Consider the following 21,072-nt stretch of genomic DNA (forward strand, 5'->3'; position numbering starts at 1 on the left):
TGACACTGGCACCAGAAGGCCGGAAAATGCTGCGGATCGAGCAGCGCAATGCGGCCACCCCGGTGGAACGCAAACCGGACTGGATCAAGGCCAAGGTCCAGATGGGCCCGGAATTCGTCCAGCTCAAAAACCTGGTCAAGAAGGAAGGCCTGCACACCGTCTGCGAAGAGGCCGGCTGCCCCAACATCTTCGAATGCTGGGAAGACAAGGAAGCCACCTTCCTGATCGGCGGCTCCGAATGCACCCGCCGCTGCGACTTCTGCCAGATCGACACCGGCAAACCCTCCCCCGTGGACAGGTTCGAACCCACCAAGGTGGCCCGCTCCGTCCAGGCCATGGCCCTGCGCTACGCGACCGTCACCGGCGTTGCCCGTGACGACGTCGAGGACGAAGGCGTCTGGCTCTACGCCGAAACCGTCCGCAAGATCCACGAACTGAACCCCGGCACCGGCGTCGAACTGCTCATCCCGGACTTCTCCGGCAAACCCGAACACATCGCCGCGATCTGCGACTCCAAACCCGAGGTGTTCGCGCACAACGTCGAAACCGTGCCCCGGATCTTCAAGCGGATCCGGCCCGCCTTCCGCTACGAACGCTCCCTTGACGTCATCACCCAGGGCCGGAACCTGGGCATGGTCACCAAGTCCAACCTGATCCTGGGCATGGGCGAAACCCGCGAAGAGATCTCCGAGGCCCTCCGCGACCTGCACCAGGCAGGCTGCGACCTGATCACCATCACCCAGTACCTGCGCCCCTCCGAACGCCACCTCCCGGTGGACCGCTGGGTCAAACCCCAGGAATTCGTGGACCTCCAGCACGAAGCCGAGGAGATCGGGTTCCTCGGCGTCATGTCCGGGCCCCTGGTCCGCTCCTCCTACCGCGCCGGCCGGCTCTGGGCCACCGCCATGCGCAAAAAGGGCTGGGAAATCCCCGCCGAACTCGCCCACATCGAATCCTCCGGATCCACCCGCCAGGAAGCCAGCTCCCTGCTCGCGGCGCACCGGTAGCACCAAGTATTTTCCATGGCCAAGGGCCGGACACCAGGACTTTTCGGCGTCCGGCCCTTTGTCGTGGATCACGTAGAATTAAGGCACTATGGCGAAATCCCCTGACTCCAGCAACAACACTCCTGCGGCCGCTGATGGCTCCAAGCGCGGACTCTTCGGGCGCAAGCCCAAGGCCGTGAAGGAAAAGAAGCCCAGCCGGCTCAAGCAAATCCGCGAGGTCTTCAACATGACCCGCCGCCACGACCCCATGGTTCCGTGGCTCATGCTGCTGGCGTTCCTGGGCGTCGTGGCCGTCAGCCTCGTTGTTGGCCTGTTGCTGAATAACTGGATTACCGGCCTGATCATCGGCATCCCGCTTGGTTTCCTCGCGGCTACGTTCATTCTTTCCCGCCGCGCCGAAGGGGCTGCCTTCGCCCAGATCGAGAACCAGCCCGGAGCATCCGGCGCTGCCCTCAGCACGCTGAAGCGCGGCTGGATCACAGAGGAGCAGCCCGTGGCTGTGAACCCGCGGACCCAGGACGCCGTGTTCCGCGCCGTCGGGCGTCCCGGCGTCGTCCTCGTCGCCGAAGGACCCACACACCGCGTGCGTCCGCTGATCGAAGGCGAGCGGAAGAAACTGGCCCGCATCCTTCCCAACGTCACCATCCACGTCATCGAGACGGGGCGCGGCGAGGGCCAGGTCCCCATCAGCCAGGTGGCGAAGAAGATGAACAAGCTCAACAACGAGCTCACCAAGACCGAGGTCAGCGCCGTGTCCAAGCGCATCTCATCGCTGGGCGGCCGCCTGCCGATCCCCAAGGGCGTGGACCCCTACAAGGCCCGCCCCCAGCGCGGACGCTGATCCGCTTGAAAAGCCCCGGGGCCGTCGCATCTGCGCCGGCCCCGGGGCTTTTTAGTCTGATCGGCATACCCCGGTAAAAGCGCATCCTCAAACCAGCCAGACACCAGCACCTACAGAAGCCGGAGCCTCCTGTGAAATTCCCGTCCGCGTCCACCGTCGTCCGCGCCTTCCGCCTGCTAGCGGTCGCCGAAGCCTTCAGCTGGGCCGCGCTCCTCGCCGGCATGTATTTCAAATGGATCGCCGGAACCACCGAACTCGGCGTAGAGATTGCAGGACCGGTGCACGGAGCCCTGTTCATCGGCTACGGAGCGGCTGCCCTTGTCCTGTGGCGCCTGCAGCGCTGGCCCTTCAGGGTGGCGCTGTTGGCAGGCCTCTCGGCGGTGTTCCCCTTCGCCACGGTCCTGTTCGAGCGGTGGGCGCTCCGCCGGGGATACCTTCCGACCGGGCGGCTACCTGCGCGGCTACCTGCGGACGAGGACGGTGTTCATGGCCTTGTCATGGAGCCCGCGCTGGTCGGGATCGAAGATGACCGCCGGGATCACCAGGCAGAGCAGGACGGTGCGGACCAGCGCAGCGAGCGGGCCGGCCGCTGAGCCGTCCGGCTTCACCACGTGGATGCCCATCGCCCGGTGCCCGATGCTGTAGCCCAGGGTCCCGATCAGCAGGATCTGCTCGGCGGCAAAGACGGCAAGCGTGGCCATGGAATTACCGGCAAGGAACACGTTGCTGATCAGCAGCGCGATGGTCCAGTCAATGGTGATCGCCAGGATCCGCCGGCCGGCGCGGGCCATGGATCCGGGGCCTGCCTCGGGGAAGCCCAGGCGTTCCCCCGGGTACTTGGAAATGCCGGAAGTGTCCGGCCCGCTGAGCCACGAACCGATGTCTTTGCGATCTACCACCTACCAAGTTTACCGAGCCGCGGGGAGCCCCTCGGTCGTTCATACTCTGGATAGGCGTGGACCACAGTGTGGACACCGTATAGCGTTTACATATCAGTAGGTTCTGTAACCTGCCGGAAACAAAGCGGACACGGACGGGAAATCCCGAATCCCTAGGGTGGTAACAGTTGCTAGCGAGCCTGGAGCGGGGCACTTTTGTGTTTCCGCCCATTGGATTGCGCTGGACCACTTGGCTTTCTAGCCAGTTATTACATATGCGTAAGGAGCATAGATGTTCAAGACTGCGGACGAAGTCCTCAAGTTCATCAAAGATGAAGACATTCGGTTTATCGATATCCGCTTCACCGACCTCCCCGGCGTTCAGCAGCACTTCAACGTGCCCGCCAAGAGCGTGGACGCCGACTTCTTCGTCAACGGCCAGCTCTTCGATGGTTCTTCCATCCGCGGCTTCCAGGGCATCGCCGAGTCTGACATGCAGCTCATTCCGGACGTCACCACCGCGTTCCTGGACACGTTCCGCATGGAAAAGACCCTCGCGCTGAACTTCTCCATCGTGAACCCCCGCACGGGCGACCCCTACCACCGCGACCCGCGCGGTGTGGCAGAGAAGGCTGAAGCCTACCTCGCCTCCACCGGCATCGCCGACACCGCGTTCTTCGCTCCCGAAGCCGAGTTCTTCGTGTTCGACAACGTCCAGTACCAGTCCTCCCCCGAGGGCAGCTTCTACAAGATCGACTCCGAAGAAGCCCACTGGAACACCGGCCGCGAGGAAGAAGGCGGCAACCTGGGCTACAAGACCCCCATCAAGGGCGGTTACTTCCCGGTTTCCCCGACCGACAAGCAGGCCGACCTGCGCGACGCCATGTGTGTTGCCCTGGACGAGGCCGGCCTCGAGGTCGAGCGCAGCCACCACGAAGTTGGCTCCGCCGGCCAGGCCGAGATCAACTACAAGTTCACCACGCTGACCCACGCGGCTGATGACCTGCAGAAGTTCAAGTACGTCATCAAGAACACCGCCGACGCCTGGGGCAAGTCCGTCACCTTCATGCCGAAGCCGGTCTTCGGTGACAACGGCTCGGGCATGCACTGCCACCAGTCCCTGTGGAGCAACGGCGACCCGCTGTTCTACGACGAGAAGGGCTACGCCGGCCTGTCCGACACCGCCCGCTGGTACATCGGCGGCCTGCTGAAGCACGCCGACGCCGTCCTCGCGTTCACCAACCCGACGGTCAACTCCTACCGCCGCCTGGTCAAGGGCTTTGAAGCCCCGGTCAACATGGTCTACTCGCAGGGCAACCGCTCCGCCGGTATCCGTATCCCGATCACGGGCTCCAACCCGAAGGCCAAGCGCATCGAGTTCCGCGCTCCGGACCCCTCGTCCAACCCGTACCTGGCCTTCGCGGCCCAGCTGATGGCCGGCATTGACGGCATCCGCAACCGCATCGAGCCCCCGGCTCCGATCGACAAGGACCTCTACGAGCTCCCCGCCGAGGAAGCCAAGGACATCCCCAAGGCTCCGGGCACCCTCGAGGAAGCACTGCAGGCCCTGGCCGAGGACAACGAGTTCCTGCAGGCCGGCGGCGTGTTCACCCAGGACCTGATCGACACCTGGATCGAGTACAAGTACGAGAACGAGATCCGCCCGCTGTCCCTGCGCCCGAACCCTTACGAGTTCGAGCTCTACTACGGCGTCTAGTCTGACTAGTCTGACCTCAGGGAAACACTCCTGACACCGCCGAGGGCGGCCACCGGTTACTGACCGGTGGCCGCCCTTGGCCGTACTACGGGTGAGTGCCCGTTCTACGGGTAAGTGCCCGTTTCCGGTTAGGTGCCCGTCCGCGGTCATGTGCCCCGGCAGGGTTCCTCCGCGTACCGTCCCCACAACGAGTCTGCACCCGTGCCGCCGAAGGCTTCCCGGTCATCCCGCAGCGCGCGGCACAGAATAAGGGAGTCCGCGAAGCTCCGCCGGATGTAGGCTTCCCAGTCCGCGCGTTCAGAGGTGAAGGCCTGCGTTCCCATCTGGTACTTCAGATGGGCGAAGTGATCCAGAATGCGGTGGGCCGTCGCCTCGGCCCGGCCCGCCAGCTGCTGCGCCTCCCGCTTCGCCGCAGGATCCGCCACCGCCGAGGCGTCCGGCAGTTCCTGGCGGCGCCAGAAATACGGCTGCAGGTCAACATTGTCCACGAAGATCCTGTCGATCTCCTGCTGCTGGGCATAGAGGGAGGAAGCCGTGCTGCTTTCCAAAGTGCTCCTGATCCCGGCGTACTGGTACGCGGCCGCGATGAGCGTCGCGGCGACCCCCGCCCCGATGAGCAACACCTCCGCCCGCCTGAACCTCCTGGCGCGGCCGCCCTTCGCTCGCGCCCGGGCATGGTCTGCGTCCTGCCGCGCGGCATCCTGCCCCAGCGGGGGCGCCCGAAGCTGGCCCCCGACGTGCTGAGACCGGGAGCCAGCCTGTTCCGGCGAGTGCCTCCGAGACGAAGACTCTTTCAAGCCTTCCCCCCAACAAGGTTTGAAGTGCACAGCCAAGACACAGCGTAGGCACGCACCCGTGCCGGCGCAACGGTCCGGCCGTGTCTCCCGGCGGGATTAGCGCTCAGAAGGCGGCATACATGGTCCGCTGCGGACCGGCCTCGCCGCCCAGATAGACTCCTTTGTCCGCAAACCCCGCCTTCAGGTACGCTCCCTGCCCGGCGGGGTTGCGCTCGTTGACTGAAAGCACGACGCCGGTTTGGCCGCCTCCCAGCCTGGCCGTCAGTTTGGCGGCGGCTGCCACTGCCGCAGAGGCCGCCGCCTGTCCCAGGCCCTGACGTTGCCGCCGCCTGTCGATTAGGAACCCGCGAAGCAGCCAGGCGGAGTCGTCGTCGGGCCAGCCGGCCAGCCCGGCGGCGCCCGACTGCAGCGTCAGCACCCCGGCAGCCCTGCCGCCCGCCTCGATGACGTAGGGCCTGCGGGACCCGTCCTCGAGCCCTGCCAGCATCATGCGCAGCGGGTCGCCCACAAACTCCTGCTGGCCCGGGGCAAGTTCCAGCTCCGCCACCGCACCCAGTTGGATCGCCCGGGCATCGGCATCCAGGTCCCGCAACGGAATGAGCCATACGTCCGGCCTCATGATCCGTCAGGAAGCAGGTGCCGCCCCGTCGGCGGGCGGACCCGCCGGATCCATCCACATGACCTCCCACAGGTGCCCGTCCGGATCCTGGAAGCTGTGGCTGTACATGAAGCCGTAATCCTGCACCGGCTGCGATTCGGATCCGCCGGCGGCCAGGGCCTTGCCCACCATCTGGTCCACCTCTTCGCGGCTGTCCACCGAGAAGGCCATGATGGCCTCGGTGGCCGAGGTCGCGTCCACGATCTCCTTGGCGGTGAACGTCTTGAAGAACTTCTCCACCAGGAGCATGACGAAGGCGTCATCGTTGATCACCATGCAGGTGGCGTTCTCATCCGTGTAGTCCTGGTTGAACTTGAAACCCAGCGCAGTGAAGAACTGCACGGACCTGTCGAGGTCCCGGACGGGCAAGTTCATGAAGATTTGGGTAGCCATGCGCCCAAACCTAGCACCGGTTCAGTGGCCGTAGAAGACTTTCTCAAACACCGCACGGGCGCGCCTGCTCACCCGCAGGTAGTCCTCCTCGAACGCAGTTGCCATCCCTTCCTCATAGCCGCACCATCTGGCCACGGCCTCCAGGTCGCGCCGGGAGGAGGGCAGCAGGTCGGAGGCGCGGCCCGTCCAGATCACGTTCGCGGAACGGATCCGGCTGGCGAGCTGCCAGGCGTCGGCCAGCAGGCCGGCGTCGTCCTCTTCCAGCAGCCCCAGCGAGGCCGCCGCCTGCAGAGCCTTCAGGGTGGACGTGGTGCGCAGCTCGGGGTGGCTTCCGGCGTGCTGGAGCTGCAGCAGCTGCACGAGCCATTCCACGTCGCTCAGGCCGCCGCGTCCCAGCTTGAGGTGCCTGGCAGGGTCCGCGCCGCGGGGCAGCCGCTCGGACTCCACCCGCGCTTTGATGCGGCGGATCTCCCGGACGTCCGCGTCGGAGACGGCGGCCGGGTAGCGGATGGGATCGACCAGCTTCACAAAGTCCGCCGCGAGCCCGTTGTCTCCGGCTATCGGCCGGGCACGGAGCAGTGCCTGCGCCTCCCAGATGAGCGACCAGCGGCGGTAGTACTCGCCGTAGGACTCCAGGGACCGCACCATGGCCCCGTTCTTGCCCTCAGGACGAAGATCGGCGTCGACGGCGAGGACCCGCTCGGCCATGATCGCCGGTTTGAGCGGCTGCGTCAGAAGGCTGGAAACATGGCCCACGATCTTCGCGGCCTGCTGCTGCGCTTCATCGTCCGAGGCTCCGGGCAGCGCCCGATGGACGTAGAGGACGTCGGCGTCGGACCCGTAGCCGATTTCCAGCCCGCCCTGCCGGCCCATGGCCACCACCAGCACCGATGTCTTGAGCGGACCAGTGGCGGAAACAATGTTTTCCGCCACCCGCAGGGCACCCAGGATGGCGGCCCGGTCCGTCTCTGCGAGCGCCTCCCCCACCTGGTCCTGGCCGAGCAGACCGGCGCTGTCCGCGATGGCGATCCGCAGGATTTCACGTCGGCGGATGAGCCGGATGAGGCGCATGGCGCTTTCCGGGTCCGCGTGCCGGGACATCTTGGAGGTGATCTCCTGCCACTGCGCCTCGAAGCTGAGCGGCGCCAGTTCCTTGTCCGTCCCCAGCCAGGACACCGATTCCGGCGATACTTCCAGGAGGTCAGCGATAAGACGGGAGTTGGACAGCATGTGGCAGAGCCGCTCGGCCGCCGCGGCCGAATCGCGGAGCATGCCGAGGTACCAGTGCGTGGTGCCGAGCGACTCGCTGATCCTGCGGAAGGCAAGCAGCCCGGCGTCGGGGTCCACGCCTTCGGCCAGCCAGCCCAAGAGGATGGGCAGCAGCTGCCGCTGCAGGGCCGCGCGCCGGCTGACCCCGGCCGTCAGGGCCTCGATGTGGCGGAGTGCACCCTGCGGGTCCCGGTAACCGAGCGCGGCGAGCCGGCCCTGCGCCGCTTCCGGCGTCAAGCGCGCATCCTCGCTGCTCAGCTTGGCGGCCGTGTTCAGGAGCGGACGGTAGAAGATGCGGTCGTGGAGTTCCCGGACCGAGCGTTTTGTCCGCTGCCACGCGGCCAGCAGGGCGTCGGGGTGCGGCCGGTCCGTGGAGAAGGGCCCGAGCACCGCCTTGGCCAGCGTGCGCAGGGGCTCCTCCTTGACCGGCATGAGGTGCGTGCGGCGCAGCTGGAACAGCTGGATGCGGTGTTCGAGCAGGCGCAGATACCGGTAGGCGTGGTCGAAGGCGGCGGCGTCGGCCCGGCCGATGTAGCCCCCGGTCGACAGCGCGGCGATGGCCGACGTCGTGTCCCGGCGCCGGAGGGACTCATCCGACTTGCCGTGGACGAGCTGGAGGAGCTGGACGGTGAATTCGACGTCGCGCAACCCGCCCCGGCCCAGCTTGATCTGCCGCTGTTCCTCGGCTGGCGGGATGTGTTCGGTCACCCGGCGGCGCATGGCCTGCACGGATTCGACGAATCCGTCGCGGTTCGCCGAGGTCCACACGAGCGGCGATACGGCCTCCTCGTAGCGGGCGCCCAGTTCGGCGTCGCCCGCGATGGTGCGCGCCTTCAGGAGCGCCTGGAACTCCCAGCTTTCCGCCCAACGGGCGTAGTAGCTCTGGTGTGACGCCAGTGTCCGGACCAGCGGGCCGGACTTTCCTTCCGGGCGGAGGTTGGCGTCAACTTCCCACAGCCCGGGCTCACGTGCCGGTGACGAAATGGCGCGCGAGATGCCGGAGGCCAGCGCCGTGCCGATGGTGTTGGCCCGGGCGTCGTCCAGCTGGCCTGACTCCACCACGTAGATGACATCGACGTCGGAGATGTAGTTCAGTTCCCGGGCTCCGCACTTGCCCATCCCGATTACTGACAGTGCGACGTCGGCGACCTCCCCGGCGTCGAACTTTCCCGCTGCTTCGGCGCGGGAGACCGCAAGGGCGGCCTCGATGGCCGCTCCCGCAAGATCCGCCAGTTCGGCGCCGACGGCGGGCATGAAGTCCAGCGGGTCGGCGGCGCAGAGGTCCTTGACGGCGAGGTCCACCACGCCCCTGCGGTAGGCGGTGCGGAGTGCCTCGTAGGCTTCGGGGCCCGAGATGCCCGCCACAGGCCGGGCCGCGGTGGTGTCGGCGCGCACCGACCTGAGCAGCTGGGCACGCAGCTCCGCCGGATCGGCCTGGAGCGGTTCCGGGCTTGCGGTCACGCTGAACGCATCGAGGTGCTCCGGGTGCCGGATGAGAAATTCGCCGAGCGCCTCGCTGGCGCCCAGGACCCGGTAGAGCGGTTCGCTCACCTCGGTGTCCGCCGCTGCCAGCTTCCGCAGGTCCGGGTGCTTCTCGATCAGCCGGACCAGGGACTGCAGCGCGGCGTCCGGGTTCGCCGCCAGCTGCAGGCCCGCAAACAGGATGTCCTGGTCAATTCCCTCCAGCTCGGGGGCGGCAAGGAATCGTTCGCCCTTCTCGAGGTCGCTGAAGCCGGCGGTAATGAGCCGGCGGGCCAAGCTCACCGCAGCCGCCTAAAGGATGGCGAGGTTGCGCTGCAGCTCGTAGGGGGTCACCTGCAGGCGGTAGTCCTGCCACTCGGCCCGCTTGTTGCGCAGGAAGTGCTCGAAGACCTGCTCGCCCAGGATCTGCGGCATCAGTTCCGAGTCCTCCATGGCACGGATGGCGTCATGCAGGCTGGCAGGAAGGGGATCGTGGCCCATCGCCCGGCGCTCGGCGGAGCTCAGCGACCAGATGTCGTCCTCCGCCGCTGCGGGCAGTTCGTAGCCCTCCTCGATGCCCTTCAGCCCGGCGCCCAGGAGCACGGCGTAAGCAAGGTAGGGGTTGGCGGCCGAGTCGATGCCGCGGTATTCGATCCGGGCTGACTGTCCCTTGCCCGGCTTGTACAGCGGGACGCGGACCAGGGCGGAGCGGTTGTTGTGCCCCCAGCTCAGGTAGCTGGGCGCCTCTCCCCCGCCCCAGAGGCGCTTGTAGGAGTTGACGAACTGGTTGGTGACCGCGGTGAATTCAGGGGCGTGCTTGAGGATGCCGGCAATGAACTGGCGCGCCGTCTTGGAGAGCTGGAATTCCGCCCCTGCCTCGAAGAAGGCGTTGGTGTCACCTTCGAAGAGCGAGAAGTGCGTGTGCATGCCGGAGCCCGGGTGGGCCGTGAAGGGTTTGGGCATGAAGGTGGCGTAGGTGCCCTGCTGCAGCGCCACCTCCTTGATGACGGTCCGGAAGGTCATGATGTTGTCCGCCGTCTGCAGGGCGTCCGCGTAGCGCAGGTCGATTTCGTTCTGGCCCGGGCCGGCCTCGTGGTGGCTGAACTCCACGGAGATGCCCACCGATTCCAGCATGGTCACTGCGGTGCGGCGGAAGTCCTGGGCCACGCCACCGGGGACGTGGTCAAAGTAGCCGCCCTCGTCCACCGGAATGGGCGAACCGTCGGGGCCGGGTTCCTGCGACTTGAGCAGGTAGAACTCGATCTCGGGGTGCGTGTAGCACGTGAACCCCATGTCGGCTGCCTTGGCCAGGGTGCGCTTGAGGACGTTGCGCGGATCCGCTGCCGAGGGCTCGCCGTCGGGAGTAAGGATGTCGCAGAACATGCGGGACGTCTGCTCGGTCTCGCCGCGCCACGGAAGGATCTGGAAGGTGGACGGGTCCGGCTGGGCCAGCATGTCCGACTCAAAGACGCGGGCGAGACCCTCGATGGCCGAGCCGTCAAAGCCCAGGCCCTCGTCGAAGGCGCCTTCGACCTCGGCAGGAGCCAGGGCCACCGACTTGAGCGAGCCCACGACGTCGGTGAACCACAGGCGCACAAAGCGTACGTCGCGCTCTTCGATCGTGCGCAGGACAAACTCTTGCTGGCGGTCCATGAAGGCCTCTTTTCCGGTCTACGTTCATGCCCCGGTCCGTCCACGACGGAGCAGCGGCAGCTCACGAATCACTTTACTAAGCATTTAGGCGTGATGCTGGCGGGGCTGCAGCGCGTAACACAGCGTTAACACTCAACCGGAGACCGGGCAGCCCCGGACTGGCACCCCGTTATGACGCGAATCACCAGTCGTCCGCTGCCGGCCGGTGGCTAGCACGGCGGGTCCCGGACTACGCTCTAGCCATGGCCTCAACCAGCAGTCCCGATCCAAGCATGTCCGCTGAAGTACCTGCTCCTTACGGGAGCGGCCCCGCGGCAGCCGCAGCGCCGCCGTCGGAATCCGGACGGAAGCCGCTCTCCCGGATCCGCACGCACCACCTGCAGCAGGCCAAGACCAGCGGCGAACACTTCGCCATGCTCACAGCGTATGACCAGTACACGGCAGAAATTTTCGACCAGGCCGGCATCGAGGTCCTGCTGGTGGGCGATTCGGCATCCAACAATGTCTTTGGCAACGAAACCAGCCTTCCCGTCACCGTCGATGAGCTGCTGCCGCTGTGCCGCGCGGTCGCACGCTCAGCCAAGCGCGCCCTGGTGGTGGCGGATCTTCCCTTCGGCAGTTACGAGGTTTCGCCGCAGCAGGCAGTGGCCACCGGCGTGCGCTTCCTTAAGGAGGGCCTGGCGCACGCAGTGAAGATCGAGGGCGGCAAGTTCTACGCCGAGACCGTCAAGGCCATGGTCCAGGCAGGCATTCCGGTCATGGCCCACATTGGCTTCACACCCCAGAGCGAGCACTCCCTGGGCGGCTACCGCGTGCAGGGCCGGGGCGATGACGCCGCGCGGCTGGTTGAGGACGCTGCGGCGCTGACCGACGCCGGCGCTTTCAGCGTGCTCATGGAAATGGTTCCCGCGGAGACGGCAAAGGCCGTGGACGCTGCCATTCCGGTGCCCACCATCGGCATCGGCGCTGGCAATGCCACCACGGGGCAGGTTCTGGTCTGGCAGGACATGGCCGGGCTCCGCGGCGGCAGGATGGCCAAGTTCGTCAAGCAGTACGCGGACCTCCGGACCGTGCTGAGCGACGCGGCCAAGGCATATGGCGAGGATGTCCGGTCGGGACAGTTCCCCGGACCGGAACATTCGTTCTAGGGGGCCTGGGCTCCGGCAAGATCAGTCGTCGTCGCCCTTTTCCCAGGTTTCATTGCGCGCCTTGACCTTCTCGAGGGCGTGTTCCGCCTCTTCCCGGGTCTTGTAGGGACCGATCAGCTGGGTCCAGTCCGACATCGCGTCTTCCTCCACCGTGTGGGTCTTGACGTTATACCAGTACTCGGGCATCAGTGTTCCTCGCTTTCCGGGTTAACAGCACACTGCCGCCGTGATCCACGTAACGTAACCCGCAACGTCAGCTGCGGGCCGCGTTAATTTACATGGCGTTCTGTGCTGCCTTATATGATCAATCTATGCCTTCCTTAGCCTCGACCGCACCCACCGGCACGCTTACCCCGGGAACCATCAGCCCGCAGCGGGCCGTTCCCGCGTCGATCGCGCGGCCGGAGTATGTCGGCAAGCCAGGACCGGCCAAATTCACCGGGTCAGAGGTCAAGTCACCGGAAACCATCGAGAAGATTCGGGTGGCCAGCAGGATCGCCGCCCAGGCCATCGTGGAGGTGGGCAAGCACATCCGGCCGGGCATCACCACCGACGAGCTGGACCGCATCGGCCACGAGTTCCTGCTGGAGCACAACGCCTACCCGTCCACACTGGGGTACCGCGGTTTCCCCAAGTCACTGTGCTCGTCGCTGAATGAGGTCATCTGCCACGGCATCCCGGACAGCACGGTGCTGCAGGACGGCGACATCATCAACATCGACATCACCGCCTTCATCGGCGGGGTCCACGGCGACACCAACCACACGTTCCTCGTGGGAGAGGTGGACGAGGAGTCGCGGCTGCTGGTCGAGCGCACAAAGGAGTCCCTCAACCGCGCCATTAAGGCCGTTGCCCCGGGACGGGAGATCAACGTCATTGGCAGGGCCATCGAGTCCTACGCCAGGCGCTTCGGCTACGGCGTGGTCCGGGATTTCACCGGGCACGGCGTGGGCGAGGCCTTCCACACCGGGCTGATCATCCCGCACTACGACGCCGCACCGGCCTACAACACCGTGATCGAGCCCGGCATGGTGTTCACCATCGAGCCCATGCTCACCCTCGGCACCATCGAGTGGGACATGTGGGCCGACGACTGGACCGTGGTCACCAAGGACCACAAGCGGACCGCGCAGTTCGAACACACACTCCTCGTCACCGAGTCCGGTGCCGAGATCCTCACCCTTCCCTGACGCCAGGCAACCGCCCGCGTCATTCCGGCAAGTCACCCTTGCCCAGCCCAAGCCCCTACCCTGCCACGAACGGAATCCCATTGGCCAAGAAGGACGAAAAGACCCGCAAGCACGCCCCGCTGATCGGCATCGACATCGGCGGAACCGGAATCAAGGGCGGCATCGTCGACCTGAAGAAGGGCAAACTGATCGGCGATCGCTTCCGCCTGGCGACGCCGCAGCCGGCCACGCCGGAAGCGGTGGTCGAGGTGGTGGCCAAGGTTGTCGAGGAACTCTCGGCTCGCCCCGACGCACCCGAGGCCGACAGCCCCATCGGCGTGACCTTCCCCGGCATCATCCAGCACGGCGTGGTTCACTCTGCGGCCAACGTGGACAAGAGCTGGCTCAACACGGACATTGATGCGCTGCTCACGGCCCGCCTGGGCCGCCCCGTGGAGGTCATCAACGACGCCGACGCAGCGGGCCTGGCCGAAGCCCGGTACGGTGCGGGCGCCGGAATCGGCGGCACCGTCCTGGTCATCACCCTCGGCACCGGCATCGGGTCCGCGTTCATCTTCAACGGCCACCTGGTGCCCAACGCCGAACTGGGCCACCTGGAGGTCGACGGCTTCGACGCTGAAAGCAAGGCCTCTGCGGTGGCCCGCGAACGGGACGGCCTCAGCTGGGAGGAGTACAGCGTGCTGCTGCAGCGCTACTTCTCCCACGTCGAGTTCCTCTTCTCCCCCGAGCTCTTCATCGTCGGCGGCGGCATCTCCAAGCGGGCAGACGAGTACCTGCCGCGCATGAAGCTGCGCACTCCGATCGTTCCCGCTGAGCTGAAGAACGAAGCCGGCATCGTGGGCGCTGCCCTGGAGATCGCCGTCAAGCACGAGCTGGCGAAGTAAACCCGGACGGGCAGCGGTAAGCGGTGCCCGCAGAAACACCGAAGGCGGCAGACACAGGGTCTGCCGCCTTCGGTGTTTCACGTAAAGCTGATGTTTGCACTGGAGCCGGTGGCAGCCGCGGCTTCCCCTCCGCTGCCGCCACCGGAGACTTTAGAGCGTGCTCTTCGCGGTGTTCTTGGCCTCGGTGTTCTTAGCCTCGGTGTTTTTAGCCTCGGGGCTCCTAACCTCGGGGCTCTTGCCTTCGGAGCCCTTGCCTTCGGCCTTGCTTGTTGTGGCTTTGGCCTCGACGTCGGACTCGTGCCGGAGCAGCGCAATGGCAGATTCGAAATCCTCAAGTGATTCAAAAGCCTGATAAACACTGGCGAAACGGAGGTAGGCCACCTTGTCCAGCTTCTGCAGCGGCCCGAGGATGATCAGCCCAACTTCGTGGGCGTCGATTTCCGCCGCGCCGGAGGCCCGGATGTTCTCCTCGACTTCCTGCGCCAGCATCGCGAGGTCGTCTTCGCTCACGGGCCGGCCCTGGCAGGCCTTGCGGACACCGTTGATGACCTTGCTGCGGCTGAAGGGCTCGCCCACGCCAGAGCGTTTGATCACGGACAGGCTGGTGGTTTCCACCGTGGTGAAGCGGCGCCCGCACTCGGGGCACTGCCGGCGGCGGCGGATGGCTGAACCGTCGTCGGCCATCCGGCTGTCCACCACGCGTGAATCAGGGTTGCGGCAAAACGGACAGTACACGTTTTCCTCCCCTTCCTTCCCCTCACGGGAAGCCCTTATCCCGAAGCCCTTATCCGGAAGCCCGTTACCGAAGCTTCTTCCGGCACCAGTTTAGGGCCACATATGGCCGAATAACAAGCCTGTAATTACTACATGTAGTGGGCGGTCGCTACATGTAGTGGTCAGCTGCCCGCCTGGAAACGGACCGTCACCGCGTCGCCATGCGCCGGGAGGTCCTCTGCACCGGACAGGCTGACAATGTGACCACTGACTTGCCCCAGCGCCGCCTCCGAGTAGTTGATCACCTGAATGGCGCGCAGGAACGTGGTCACGTTCAGCCCGGACGAAAAGGCCGCAGTACCGCTCGTGGGTAGCACATGATTGGAGCCGGCGCAGTAGTCGCCGAGGCTGACGGGGCTGTAGTCGCCCACGAAAATGGCGCCCGCGTTCCGGATCCGCGCCGCCACGGCGGGGGCGTCGGCAGTCATGATCTCCAGGTGCTCGGCCGCGTAGGCGTCGCACGCTGCGATCCCCTGGTCGAGGTCGTCAACAAGCACGACGCCGGACTGCGGGCCGGAAAGTGCCTCTCGGACACGCTGGCTGTGCTTGGTGGATGCAGCCTGCAGTTCCAGCTCCTCACGGACTTCCGCGGCGAGCTCAAGGGAGTCGGTAATCAGGACGGAGGCGGCCTTCGGATCGTGCTCGGCCTGGCTGATCAGGTCGGCGGCAACGAAGGACGGGTGGGCGGTGGAGTCCGCGAGGATGGCAATTTCCGTGGTGCCCGCCTCGGAATCAATCCCCACCACGCCCTTGACGAGTCGCTTGGCCGTGGCCACGAAGATGTTTCCCGGCCCGGTGACGACATCGACGGGTTCGAGTGCGGGAGTCCCTGATTCGCCGGGCACGCCGTAGGCGAAGGCGGCGATCGCCTGGGCTCCGCCGATTGCATAGACCTCGTCAATCCCGAGCAGTGCAGCAGCGGCCAGGATGGTGGGGTGCGGGAGGCCGCCAAAGTCCTTCTGCGGCGGTGAGGCGAGTGCGATCGATTCCACCCCGGCGGCCAGCGCCGGAACCACATTCATGATCACCGACGACGGGTAGACCGCCAGGCCGCCGGGGACGTAGAGGCCCACGCGTGCCACGGGCACCCATTTCTGGCTCACCACTGCGCCGTCACCCAGGGAAATGTCGACGTCGGCCGGGCGCTGGCCGTCCGCAAACCGGCGCGCACGGCTGATGGACTCCTCCAGCGCCGAACGCACGGCAGGGTCCAGGCCGTCCAGGGCTGACTGCAGCGCCTCGGCCGGTACGCGCGGATGCGTCTGCTCCACGCCGTCGAACGTCCGGGCGAAGTCCGCAAGGGCGGCAAAGCCGCGCTGGCGGACGGCCGTGATGATGTCGGTGACCTTCTGCTCGGCGTCTGCGACTGTCTGCTGCCGCGCCCGCGGCACCGCCTCGCGGAGTTCGGCCAGGCTGAGGCTGCGGCCGCGCAGGTCAACGGTGCGGAAATCGACGACGGGGGCATTCGGGCGTGCGGAGCTGTCCGGAGAAGTGGTCACCCGTTCATTTTACGCGCCGCCGCCCCGCGCCCCGACGAGTGTTACTGCCACATGCACTGCCGCTTCTACTGCCATGTGCGGCCGTCGGCGGTGTTGCCGCTGTCGCCGTTCGGGTACCGGTCCACGGAAGCGCGGAGGAGGCCGATGATGTGCAGGACGAAGAAGCCGGCGGCAACCGCCGCGGGCCAGAGGACTAGGACAGTCAGGGACCGCAGCGAGAAGCCGGCACTGGCGTTCACCGACGTGTCCTGCGGAGCTCCCAGCCAGCGGCCGGCCAGCACGCCGGTCTGCCAGGCCAGGACCGCTGCCGCTGCGCTTGCCGCAACGGACAGCAGCAGCAGCCCCCGAGTCCCGCCGTCGCGGCGGCCGGACAACAGCACAGCCACCAGGCAGCCCGCGAACACAAACAGTCCCGCCAGGACCAGGTCCCGGGGCAGCCAGCCCTGGCTGTTGGTTCCGGACGACAGCGCGGAGTCCCCCGAGATGAGGTTTTGCCCACCCGGGGCCAGGAGCCACCAGAGGAACCCTGCGGGGATGCCGGCACCGAGGATTCCGGCCGCCCACGCGTAACCCCTGCCGGGTTGCCGCCGGGCGCCGTGGCCCTCGTTGGAGGAGCGGACCGGAGGGACGGGTGCAGGCTGGGTCATGAAGAAACGTTAACAAATGTTATCTGGCAAATGTTGGCCGGCACTGCGCGCCATGTGTCTGCCCGTCAAGGGAATCTCCCATCCGCCCGGAAGCCCATAGTCTTGTACTAGAGACTCAACCAGCACGGATGCAGTAGGGAGATCGATTCCATTGACCTCAGATGATGTCGCCTTCGAGGGCACGTTCAAAGAGATGTTCCGCCGGCATGCTGCGGGCGTGGCCATCATCACCGTGAACTACGAGGGCGTCCCCTACGGCTTCACTGCAACCTCCGTTGCCTCGCTTTCCGCCAAACCGCCGCGCTTCACCTTCAACATGGCACGCAGTTCCAGCTCGTGGCCGGCGGTGGCCAACACTACGTACATCGGTGTGCACATGCTCGGGCTGGAGAACCAGGAGCTGGCCGACCGGTTCGCGCGCACCAAGGAACGCTTCGCCGGCGATCATTGGGCCCACGGACCCCACGACGTGCCGGTGCTCAAGGACGTTGCCGGCTGGCTGATCGGCAAGATCCAGATGCGGCTGTCGTTTGAGAACAACGCCGTCGTGGTGGTCGAAGTGGTGGAAGGGCAGGTTGGCGAGGACGGCTCGCCGCTGCTGTACCACTCCGGAACTTACGGGCAGCCGGTACCGCTGGACTACGAAATCTGAAAACCCGCGAAATCTAGGCGTCGAGGCAGGCCGGTCCCAGCAGCACCTTCAGGTCCCCGAACAGCGACGGGTTGGGATTCACACGCAGGTGCACGGGAAGCGCCATGACCTCGATGCGGCTGTCGCCCTGCAGGTTCACCCGGACCTCGGAGTTGCCCCGGTGGTTGCGCAGCACGTCCCCCAGTTCCGTGACCACGGCCTCGGTGGCCTTGTGCGTCTGCATGGTGATTACCAGCGGCCCGTTGGTGCCCTGGCTGAGGTCCGGGACGGAGAGCTCCATGCAGTTCAGGGTCACGGCACCGTCGTCGCGCCGCTGCAGTCGGCCCTTGACCACCACGATCAGGTCCTCAGCGAGAACCGAGGCAATCGGCCCGTAGACCTGGCCGAAGAACATGACCTCCATGGAACCGCCGAGGTCCTCGATCTCCGCCCGGGCATAGGCGTTGCCGCTGGCCTTCGCGATCCGGCGGCTCAACGAGGTGATCATGCCCGCGATGGTAATGATGGCGCCGTCGTGCGGCCCGTCTTCCGCGATGATCGACGTGATGGACTGGTCGGCGTGCTGGCTCAGGACCCCTTCCAGGCCCTGCAGCGGGTGGTCTGAAACATACAGTCCCAGCATGTCCCGCTCGAACGCGAGCTTGTCCTTCTTCTCCCATTCGGGCAGGTCGGGGATCTCGATGCTGAGCGACGCTTCGGACTCGGCCTCATCGAAACCGGCAAAGAGATCGAACTGGCCGATCGCCTCGTTGCGCTTGAGGGTGATGACGGAGTCGATGGCTTCTTCGTGGATCATGGCCAGGGCGCGGCGGTGGTGGCCCAGCGAGTCGAAGGCTCCGGCCTTGATCAGGGATTCGATGGTGCGCTTGTTGCACACCACGGCCGGCACCTTCATGAGGTAGTCCTTGAACGAGGTGTACGCGCCCTCGCTCGCCCGGGCTGCCACCATGGCCTCGACTGCGTTGACGCCGACGTTGCGGATGGCGCCCATGCCGAAACGGATGTCGTTGCCGACCGGGGTGAAATTCAGCGCCGACTCGTTAACGTCCGGCGGCAGCACGGTGATGCCCATGCGCCGGCATTCGTTGAGGTAAATTGCCGATTTGTCCTTATCGTCACCGACCGAGGTCAGGAGGGCGGCCATGTACTCCGGCGCATAGTGCGCCTTCAGGTAGGCGGTCCAATAGGAAATCACGCCGTACGCCGCCGAGTGCGCCTTGTTGAAGGCGTAGTCGGAGAAGGGCAGCAGGATGTCCCATAGAGTCTTGACGGCCTCCATGGAGTAGCCGTTGTCCTGCATTCCCTGCGAGAAGCCGGCGAACTGCTTGTCCAGCTCGGACTTCTTCTTCTTGCCCATGGCACGGCGCAAAATGTCTGCCTGGCCCAGGGAATAGCCGGCCAGCTTCTGCGCCACGGCCATGACCTGTTCCTGGTAGACGATCAGGCCGAACGTTCCGCCCAGGATCTCCTTCAGCGGCTCCTCGAGCTCCGGGTGGATCGGGATGACGTCCTGGATCTTGTTCTTGCGCAGGGCATAGTCGGTGTGCGCGTTAGCGCCCATCGGTCCCGGACGGTACAGCGCCAGCACGGCGGAGATGTCTTCGAAGTTGTCAGGCTTCATGAGTTTGAGCAGGGACCGCATGGGGCCGCCGTCGAGCTGGAACACGCCCAGAGTGTCACCGCGGGCCAGCAGCTCATAGGACGCCGCGTCATCCAGCTCCAGGGTTTCCAGGTCCAGGTCGACGCCGCGGTTCATCTTGATGTTTTCCAGGGCGTCCGAAATGATCGTCAGGTTCCGCAGCCCGAGGAAGTCCATCTTGATCAGCCCGAGGCCTTCAGAGGTCGGATAGTCGAACTGCGTGATGACCTGGCCGTCCTGGAAACGGCGCATGATCGGAATGACGTCGATGATGGGGTCCGAGGACATGATCACGCCGGCCGCGTGCACACCCCATTGGCGTTTCAGGCCCTCGATGCCCAGCGCGGTCTCGAAAACCTTGGCGGCCTCCGGATCCGTGCTGATCAGCTGCCGGAAATCCCCTGCCTCGCTGTAGCGCTTGGCGTCCTTGTTCTGAATGTCGGCAAGGGGAATATCCTTCGCCATAACCGCAGGCGGCAGTGCCTTGGTCAGCGTCTCGCCCATGCTGAAGGGGTAGCCAAGCACGCGGGAGGAGTCCTTCAGCGCCTGCTTGGTCTTGATGGTGCCGTAGGTGACGATCATGGCCACGCGCTCGTCGCCGTACTTGCGCGTCACGTAGTCGATGACCTCGGAGCGGCGCCGGTCATCGAAGTCGACGTCGAAGTCAGGCATGGAGACGCGGTCCGGGTTGAGGAAGCGCTCGAAGATCAGGCCGTGGTGCAGCGGATCCAGGTCGGTGATGCGCATTGCGTAGGCCACCATGGAGCCTGCACCCGAGCCACGGCCGGGACCTACCCGGATGCCGTTGTTCTTGGCCCAGTTGATGAAGTCGGCCACCACGAGGAAGTAGCCCGGGAAGCCCATCGAGGTGATGACTTCCAGCTCGTAGTCGGCCTGCTTGCGGACCTTGTCCGGAATGCCCTGGGGGTAGCGGTAATGGAGTCCCTTGTCGACCTCCTTGACCAGCCAGGAGGTTTCGTCCTCGCCCTCGGGGCAGGGAAACCGGGGCATGTAGTTGGCGCCGGTGTTGAAGGACACCTCGCACCGCTCGGCGATCAGCAGCGTGTTGTCGCAGGCTTCGGGGTGGTCGCGGAACAGCTCGCGCATTTCCTGCGGCGACTTCAGGTAGTAGCCGCTTCCGGAGAACGCGAAACGGGAGCCGCCGTTGTCGTAGGTGGGTTCGAGCAGCGTCGAGCCCGACTGGATGGCCAGCAGGGCCTCGTGCGCCTTGGCGTCGTGTTCATGCGTGTAGTGCAGGTCGTTGGTGGCAACGAGGGGGAGGTTCAGGTCCTTGGCCAGCCGCAGGAGATCGCCGGTGACGCGGCGTTCAATGTCCAGCCCGTGGTCCATGAGTTCGCAGAAGTAGTTCTCGGCGCCGAAGATGTCACGGAATTCCGCAGCGGCTTCCAGGGCCTCACGGTACTGGCCGAGCCGCAGCCGGGTCTGGACCTCTCCGGACGGGCAGCCCGTGGTGGCGATGAGCCCTTCTGAGTAGGTGTTCAGCAGCTCGCGGTCCAGCCGCGGCCACTTGCCGAACACCGAATCAAGGGAGGCGATCGAGGAGGCACGGAACAGGTTCCGCATGCCCACGTTGTTGTAGCTCAGCAGGGTCATGTGGGTGTACGAGCCACCACCGGAGACGTCGTCCTTGCGCTGGCTCTCCTCGCCCCAGCGGACGCGACTCTTGTCGCCGCGCGCAGTCCCGGGAGTCACATAGGCTTCGACGCCGATGATGGGCTTGACGCCCTTGTCGGTGGCCTTCCGCCAGAAGTCGAAGGCGCCGAAGAGGTAGCCGTGGTCGGTAGTCGCCAGCGCAGGCATGCCGAGCCGCTCAGTTTCGTCGAACAGCTCACCGAGCCTGGCGGCGCCGTCCAGCATCGAGTACTCGGTGTGGGTGTGGAGATGTACGAACGAGTCATTGCTGGAAGTCACCGGACCATTCTAGTGCCGACCCTCCGACAATTA

Annotated in this window: 18 protein-coding genes and 1 pseudogene; 8 read left to right on the forward strand and 11 right to left on the reverse strand. The window is 65.8% G+C overall.

What is annotated here, in order from left to right:
- The 3 genes and pseudogenes from lipA to DBZ45_RS09275 form a co-directional block, all read left to right on the forward strand.
- A partial coding sequence (gene lipA, locus DBZ45_RS09265) for a lipoyl synthase (protein ID WP_223256996.1) occupies positions 1-1,007 on the forward strand: 1,007 nt, incomplete at its 5' end.
- Positions 1,008-1,095: 88 nt separating this feature from the next.
- Complete coding sequence (locus DBZ45_RS09270) at positions 1,096-1,848, forward strand: DUF4191 domain-containing protein (RefSeq protein WP_111903633.1); 753 nt, start codon at positions 1,096-1,098, stop codon at positions 1,846-1,848.
- A 131-nt stretch (positions 1,849-1,979) separates the two neighbouring features.
- Positions 1,980-2,306: pseudogene (locus DBZ45_RS09275) on the forward strand (DUF3817 domain-containing protein); the annotation flags it as partial.
- Between the two features lie 3 nt (positions 2,307-2,309).
- Here DBZ45_RS09275 and DBZ45_RS09280 read toward each other — a convergent pair.
- Positions 2,310-2,747: an RDD family protein gene (locus tag DBZ45_RS09280; protein ID WP_111903634.1), complete on the reverse strand. Its 438-nt coding sequence runs from the start codon at positions 2,745-2,747 to the stop codon at positions 2,310-2,312.
- Positions 2,748-3,018: 271 nt separating this feature from the next.
- Here DBZ45_RS09280 and glnA (DBZ45_RS09285) point away from each other — a divergent pair, with 271 nt between their 5' ends.
- Positions 3,019-4,443, forward strand: a complete 1,425-nt coding sequence (gene glnA, locus DBZ45_RS09285; protein ID WP_111903635.1) for a type I glutamate--ammonia ligase — start codon at positions 3,019-3,021, stop codon at positions 4,441-4,443.
- Positions 4,444-4,589: 146 nt separating this feature from the next.
- On the opposite strand, the gene DBZ45_RS09290 is transcribed toward glnA (DBZ45_RS09285), so the two are convergent.
- The 5 genes from DBZ45_RS09290 to glnA (DBZ45_RS09310) form a co-directional block, all read right to left on the reverse strand.
- Positions 4,590-5,066, reverse strand: a complete 477-nt coding sequence (locus DBZ45_RS09290; RefSeq protein ID WP_111903636.1) for a hypothetical protein — start codon at positions 5,064-5,066, stop codon at positions 4,590-4,592.
- Between the two features lie 277 nt (positions 5,067-5,343).
- A complete protein-coding gene (locus DBZ45_RS09295; protein WP_111903637.1) occupies positions 5,344-5,859 on the reverse strand; it encodes a GNAT family N-acetyltransferase in 516 nt (171 codons plus the stop codon).
- A 6-nt stretch (positions 5,860-5,865) separates the two neighbouring features.
- Positions 5,866-6,291, reverse strand: a complete 426-nt coding sequence (locus tag DBZ45_RS09300) for a VOC family protein (RefSeq protein ID WP_111903638.1) — start codon at positions 6,289-6,291, stop codon at positions 5,866-5,868.
- A gap of 21 nt (positions 6,292-6,312) precedes the next feature.
- Positions 6,313-9,324 (reverse strand): bifunctional [glutamine synthetase] adenylyltransferase/[glutamine synthetase]-adenylyl-L-tyrosine phosphorylase, encoded by a 3,012-nt coding sequence (locus DBZ45_RS09305; RefSeq protein WP_111903639.1) that lies wholly within the window; start codon positions 9,322-9,324, stop codon positions 6,313-6,315.
- A gap of 9 nt (positions 9,325-9,333) precedes the next feature.
- On the reverse strand, positions 9,334-10,674 hold the full coding sequence (glnA, locus tag DBZ45_RS09310) for a type I glutamate--ammonia ligase (RefSeq protein ID WP_076798006.1): 1,341 nt from the start codon (positions 10,672-10,674) through the stop codon (positions 9,334-9,336).
- A 242-nt stretch (positions 10,675-10,916) separates the two neighbouring features.
- On the opposite strand from glnA (DBZ45_RS09310), the gene panB reads away from it, so the two are divergent.
- Positions 10,917-11,822, forward strand: coding sequence for a 3-methyl-2-oxobutanoate hydroxymethyltransferase (panB, locus tag DBZ45_RS09315; protein WP_111903640.1), 906 nt, complete (start codon positions 10,917-10,919; stop codon positions 11,820-11,822).
- Positions 11,823-11,843: 21 nt separating this feature from the next.
- Here panB and DBZ45_RS09320 read toward each other — a convergent pair whose 3' ends face one another.
- Positions 11,844-12,008, reverse strand: coding sequence for an SPOR domain-containing protein (locus DBZ45_RS09320; RefSeq protein WP_111903641.1), 165 nt, complete (start codon positions 12,006-12,008; stop codon positions 11,844-11,846).
- A 125-nt stretch (positions 12,009-12,133) separates the two neighbouring features.
- Here DBZ45_RS09320 and map point away from each other — a divergent pair, with 125 nt between their 5' ends.
- Positions 12,134-13,012 carry a type I methionyl aminopeptidase gene (map, locus tag DBZ45_RS09325; protein WP_111903642.1) on the forward strand — a complete coding sequence of 293 codons (879 nt, stop codon included), beginning with the start codon at positions 12,134-12,136 and terminating at the stop codon, positions 13,010-13,012.
- An 80-nt stretch (positions 13,013-13,092) separates the two neighbouring features.
- On the forward strand, positions 13,093-13,896 hold the full coding sequence (ppgK, locus tag DBZ45_RS09330; protein ID WP_111903643.1) for a polyphosphate--glucose phosphotransferase: 804 nt from the start codon (positions 13,093-13,095) through the stop codon (positions 13,894-13,896).
- Positions 13,897-14,046: 150 nt separating this feature from the next.
- Here ppgK and nrdR read toward each other — a convergent pair whose 3' ends face one another.
- From nrdR to DBZ45_RS09345, 3 genes are all read right to left on the reverse strand, one after another.
- Positions 14,047-14,631 carry a transcriptional regulator NrdR gene (gene nrdR / locus DBZ45_RS09335; RefSeq protein WP_111903644.1) on the reverse strand — a complete coding sequence of 195 codons (585 nt, stop codon included), beginning with the start codon at positions 14,629-14,631 and terminating at the stop codon, positions 14,047-14,049.
- Between the two features lie 161 nt (positions 14,632-14,792).
- The gene (hisD, locus tag DBZ45_RS09340; RefSeq protein WP_111903645.1) at positions 14,793-16,169 is read right to left on the reverse strand and encodes a histidinol dehydrogenase; all 1,377 of its coding nucleotides are present in this window, start codon (positions 16,167-16,169) and stop codon (positions 14,793-14,795) included.
- Positions 16,170-16,234: 65 nt separating this feature from the next.
- Complete coding sequence (locus tag DBZ45_RS09345) at positions 16,235-16,816, reverse strand: hypothetical protein (RefSeq protein WP_111903646.1); 582 nt, start codon at positions 16,814-16,816, stop codon at positions 16,235-16,237.
- A gap of 193 nt (positions 16,817-17,009) precedes the next feature.
- Between DBZ45_RS09345 and DBZ45_RS09350 the strand changes: the two genes are divergently transcribed.
- The gene (locus DBZ45_RS09350; protein ID WP_190243070.1) at positions 17,010-17,468 is read left to right on the forward strand and encodes a flavin reductase family protein; all 459 of its coding nucleotides are present in this window, start codon (positions 17,010-17,012) and stop codon (positions 17,466-17,468) included.
- A 13-nt stretch (positions 17,469-17,481) separates the two neighbouring features.
- On the opposite strand, the gene dnaE is transcribed toward DBZ45_RS09350, so the two are convergent.
- Positions 17,482-21,039, reverse strand: coding sequence for a DNA polymerase III subunit alpha (gene dnaE, locus DBZ45_RS09355; RefSeq protein WP_111903648.1), 3,558 nt, complete (start codon positions 21,037-21,039; stop codon positions 17,482-17,484).
- Positions 21,040-21,072: the final 33 nt, after the last annotated feature.

Origin of the sequence: Arthrobacter globiformis (assembly GCF_003261175.1) — a bacterium.
GTDB lineage: Bacteria > Actinomycetota > Actinomycetes > Actinomycetales > Micrococcaceae > Arthrobacter > Arthrobacter globiformis_A.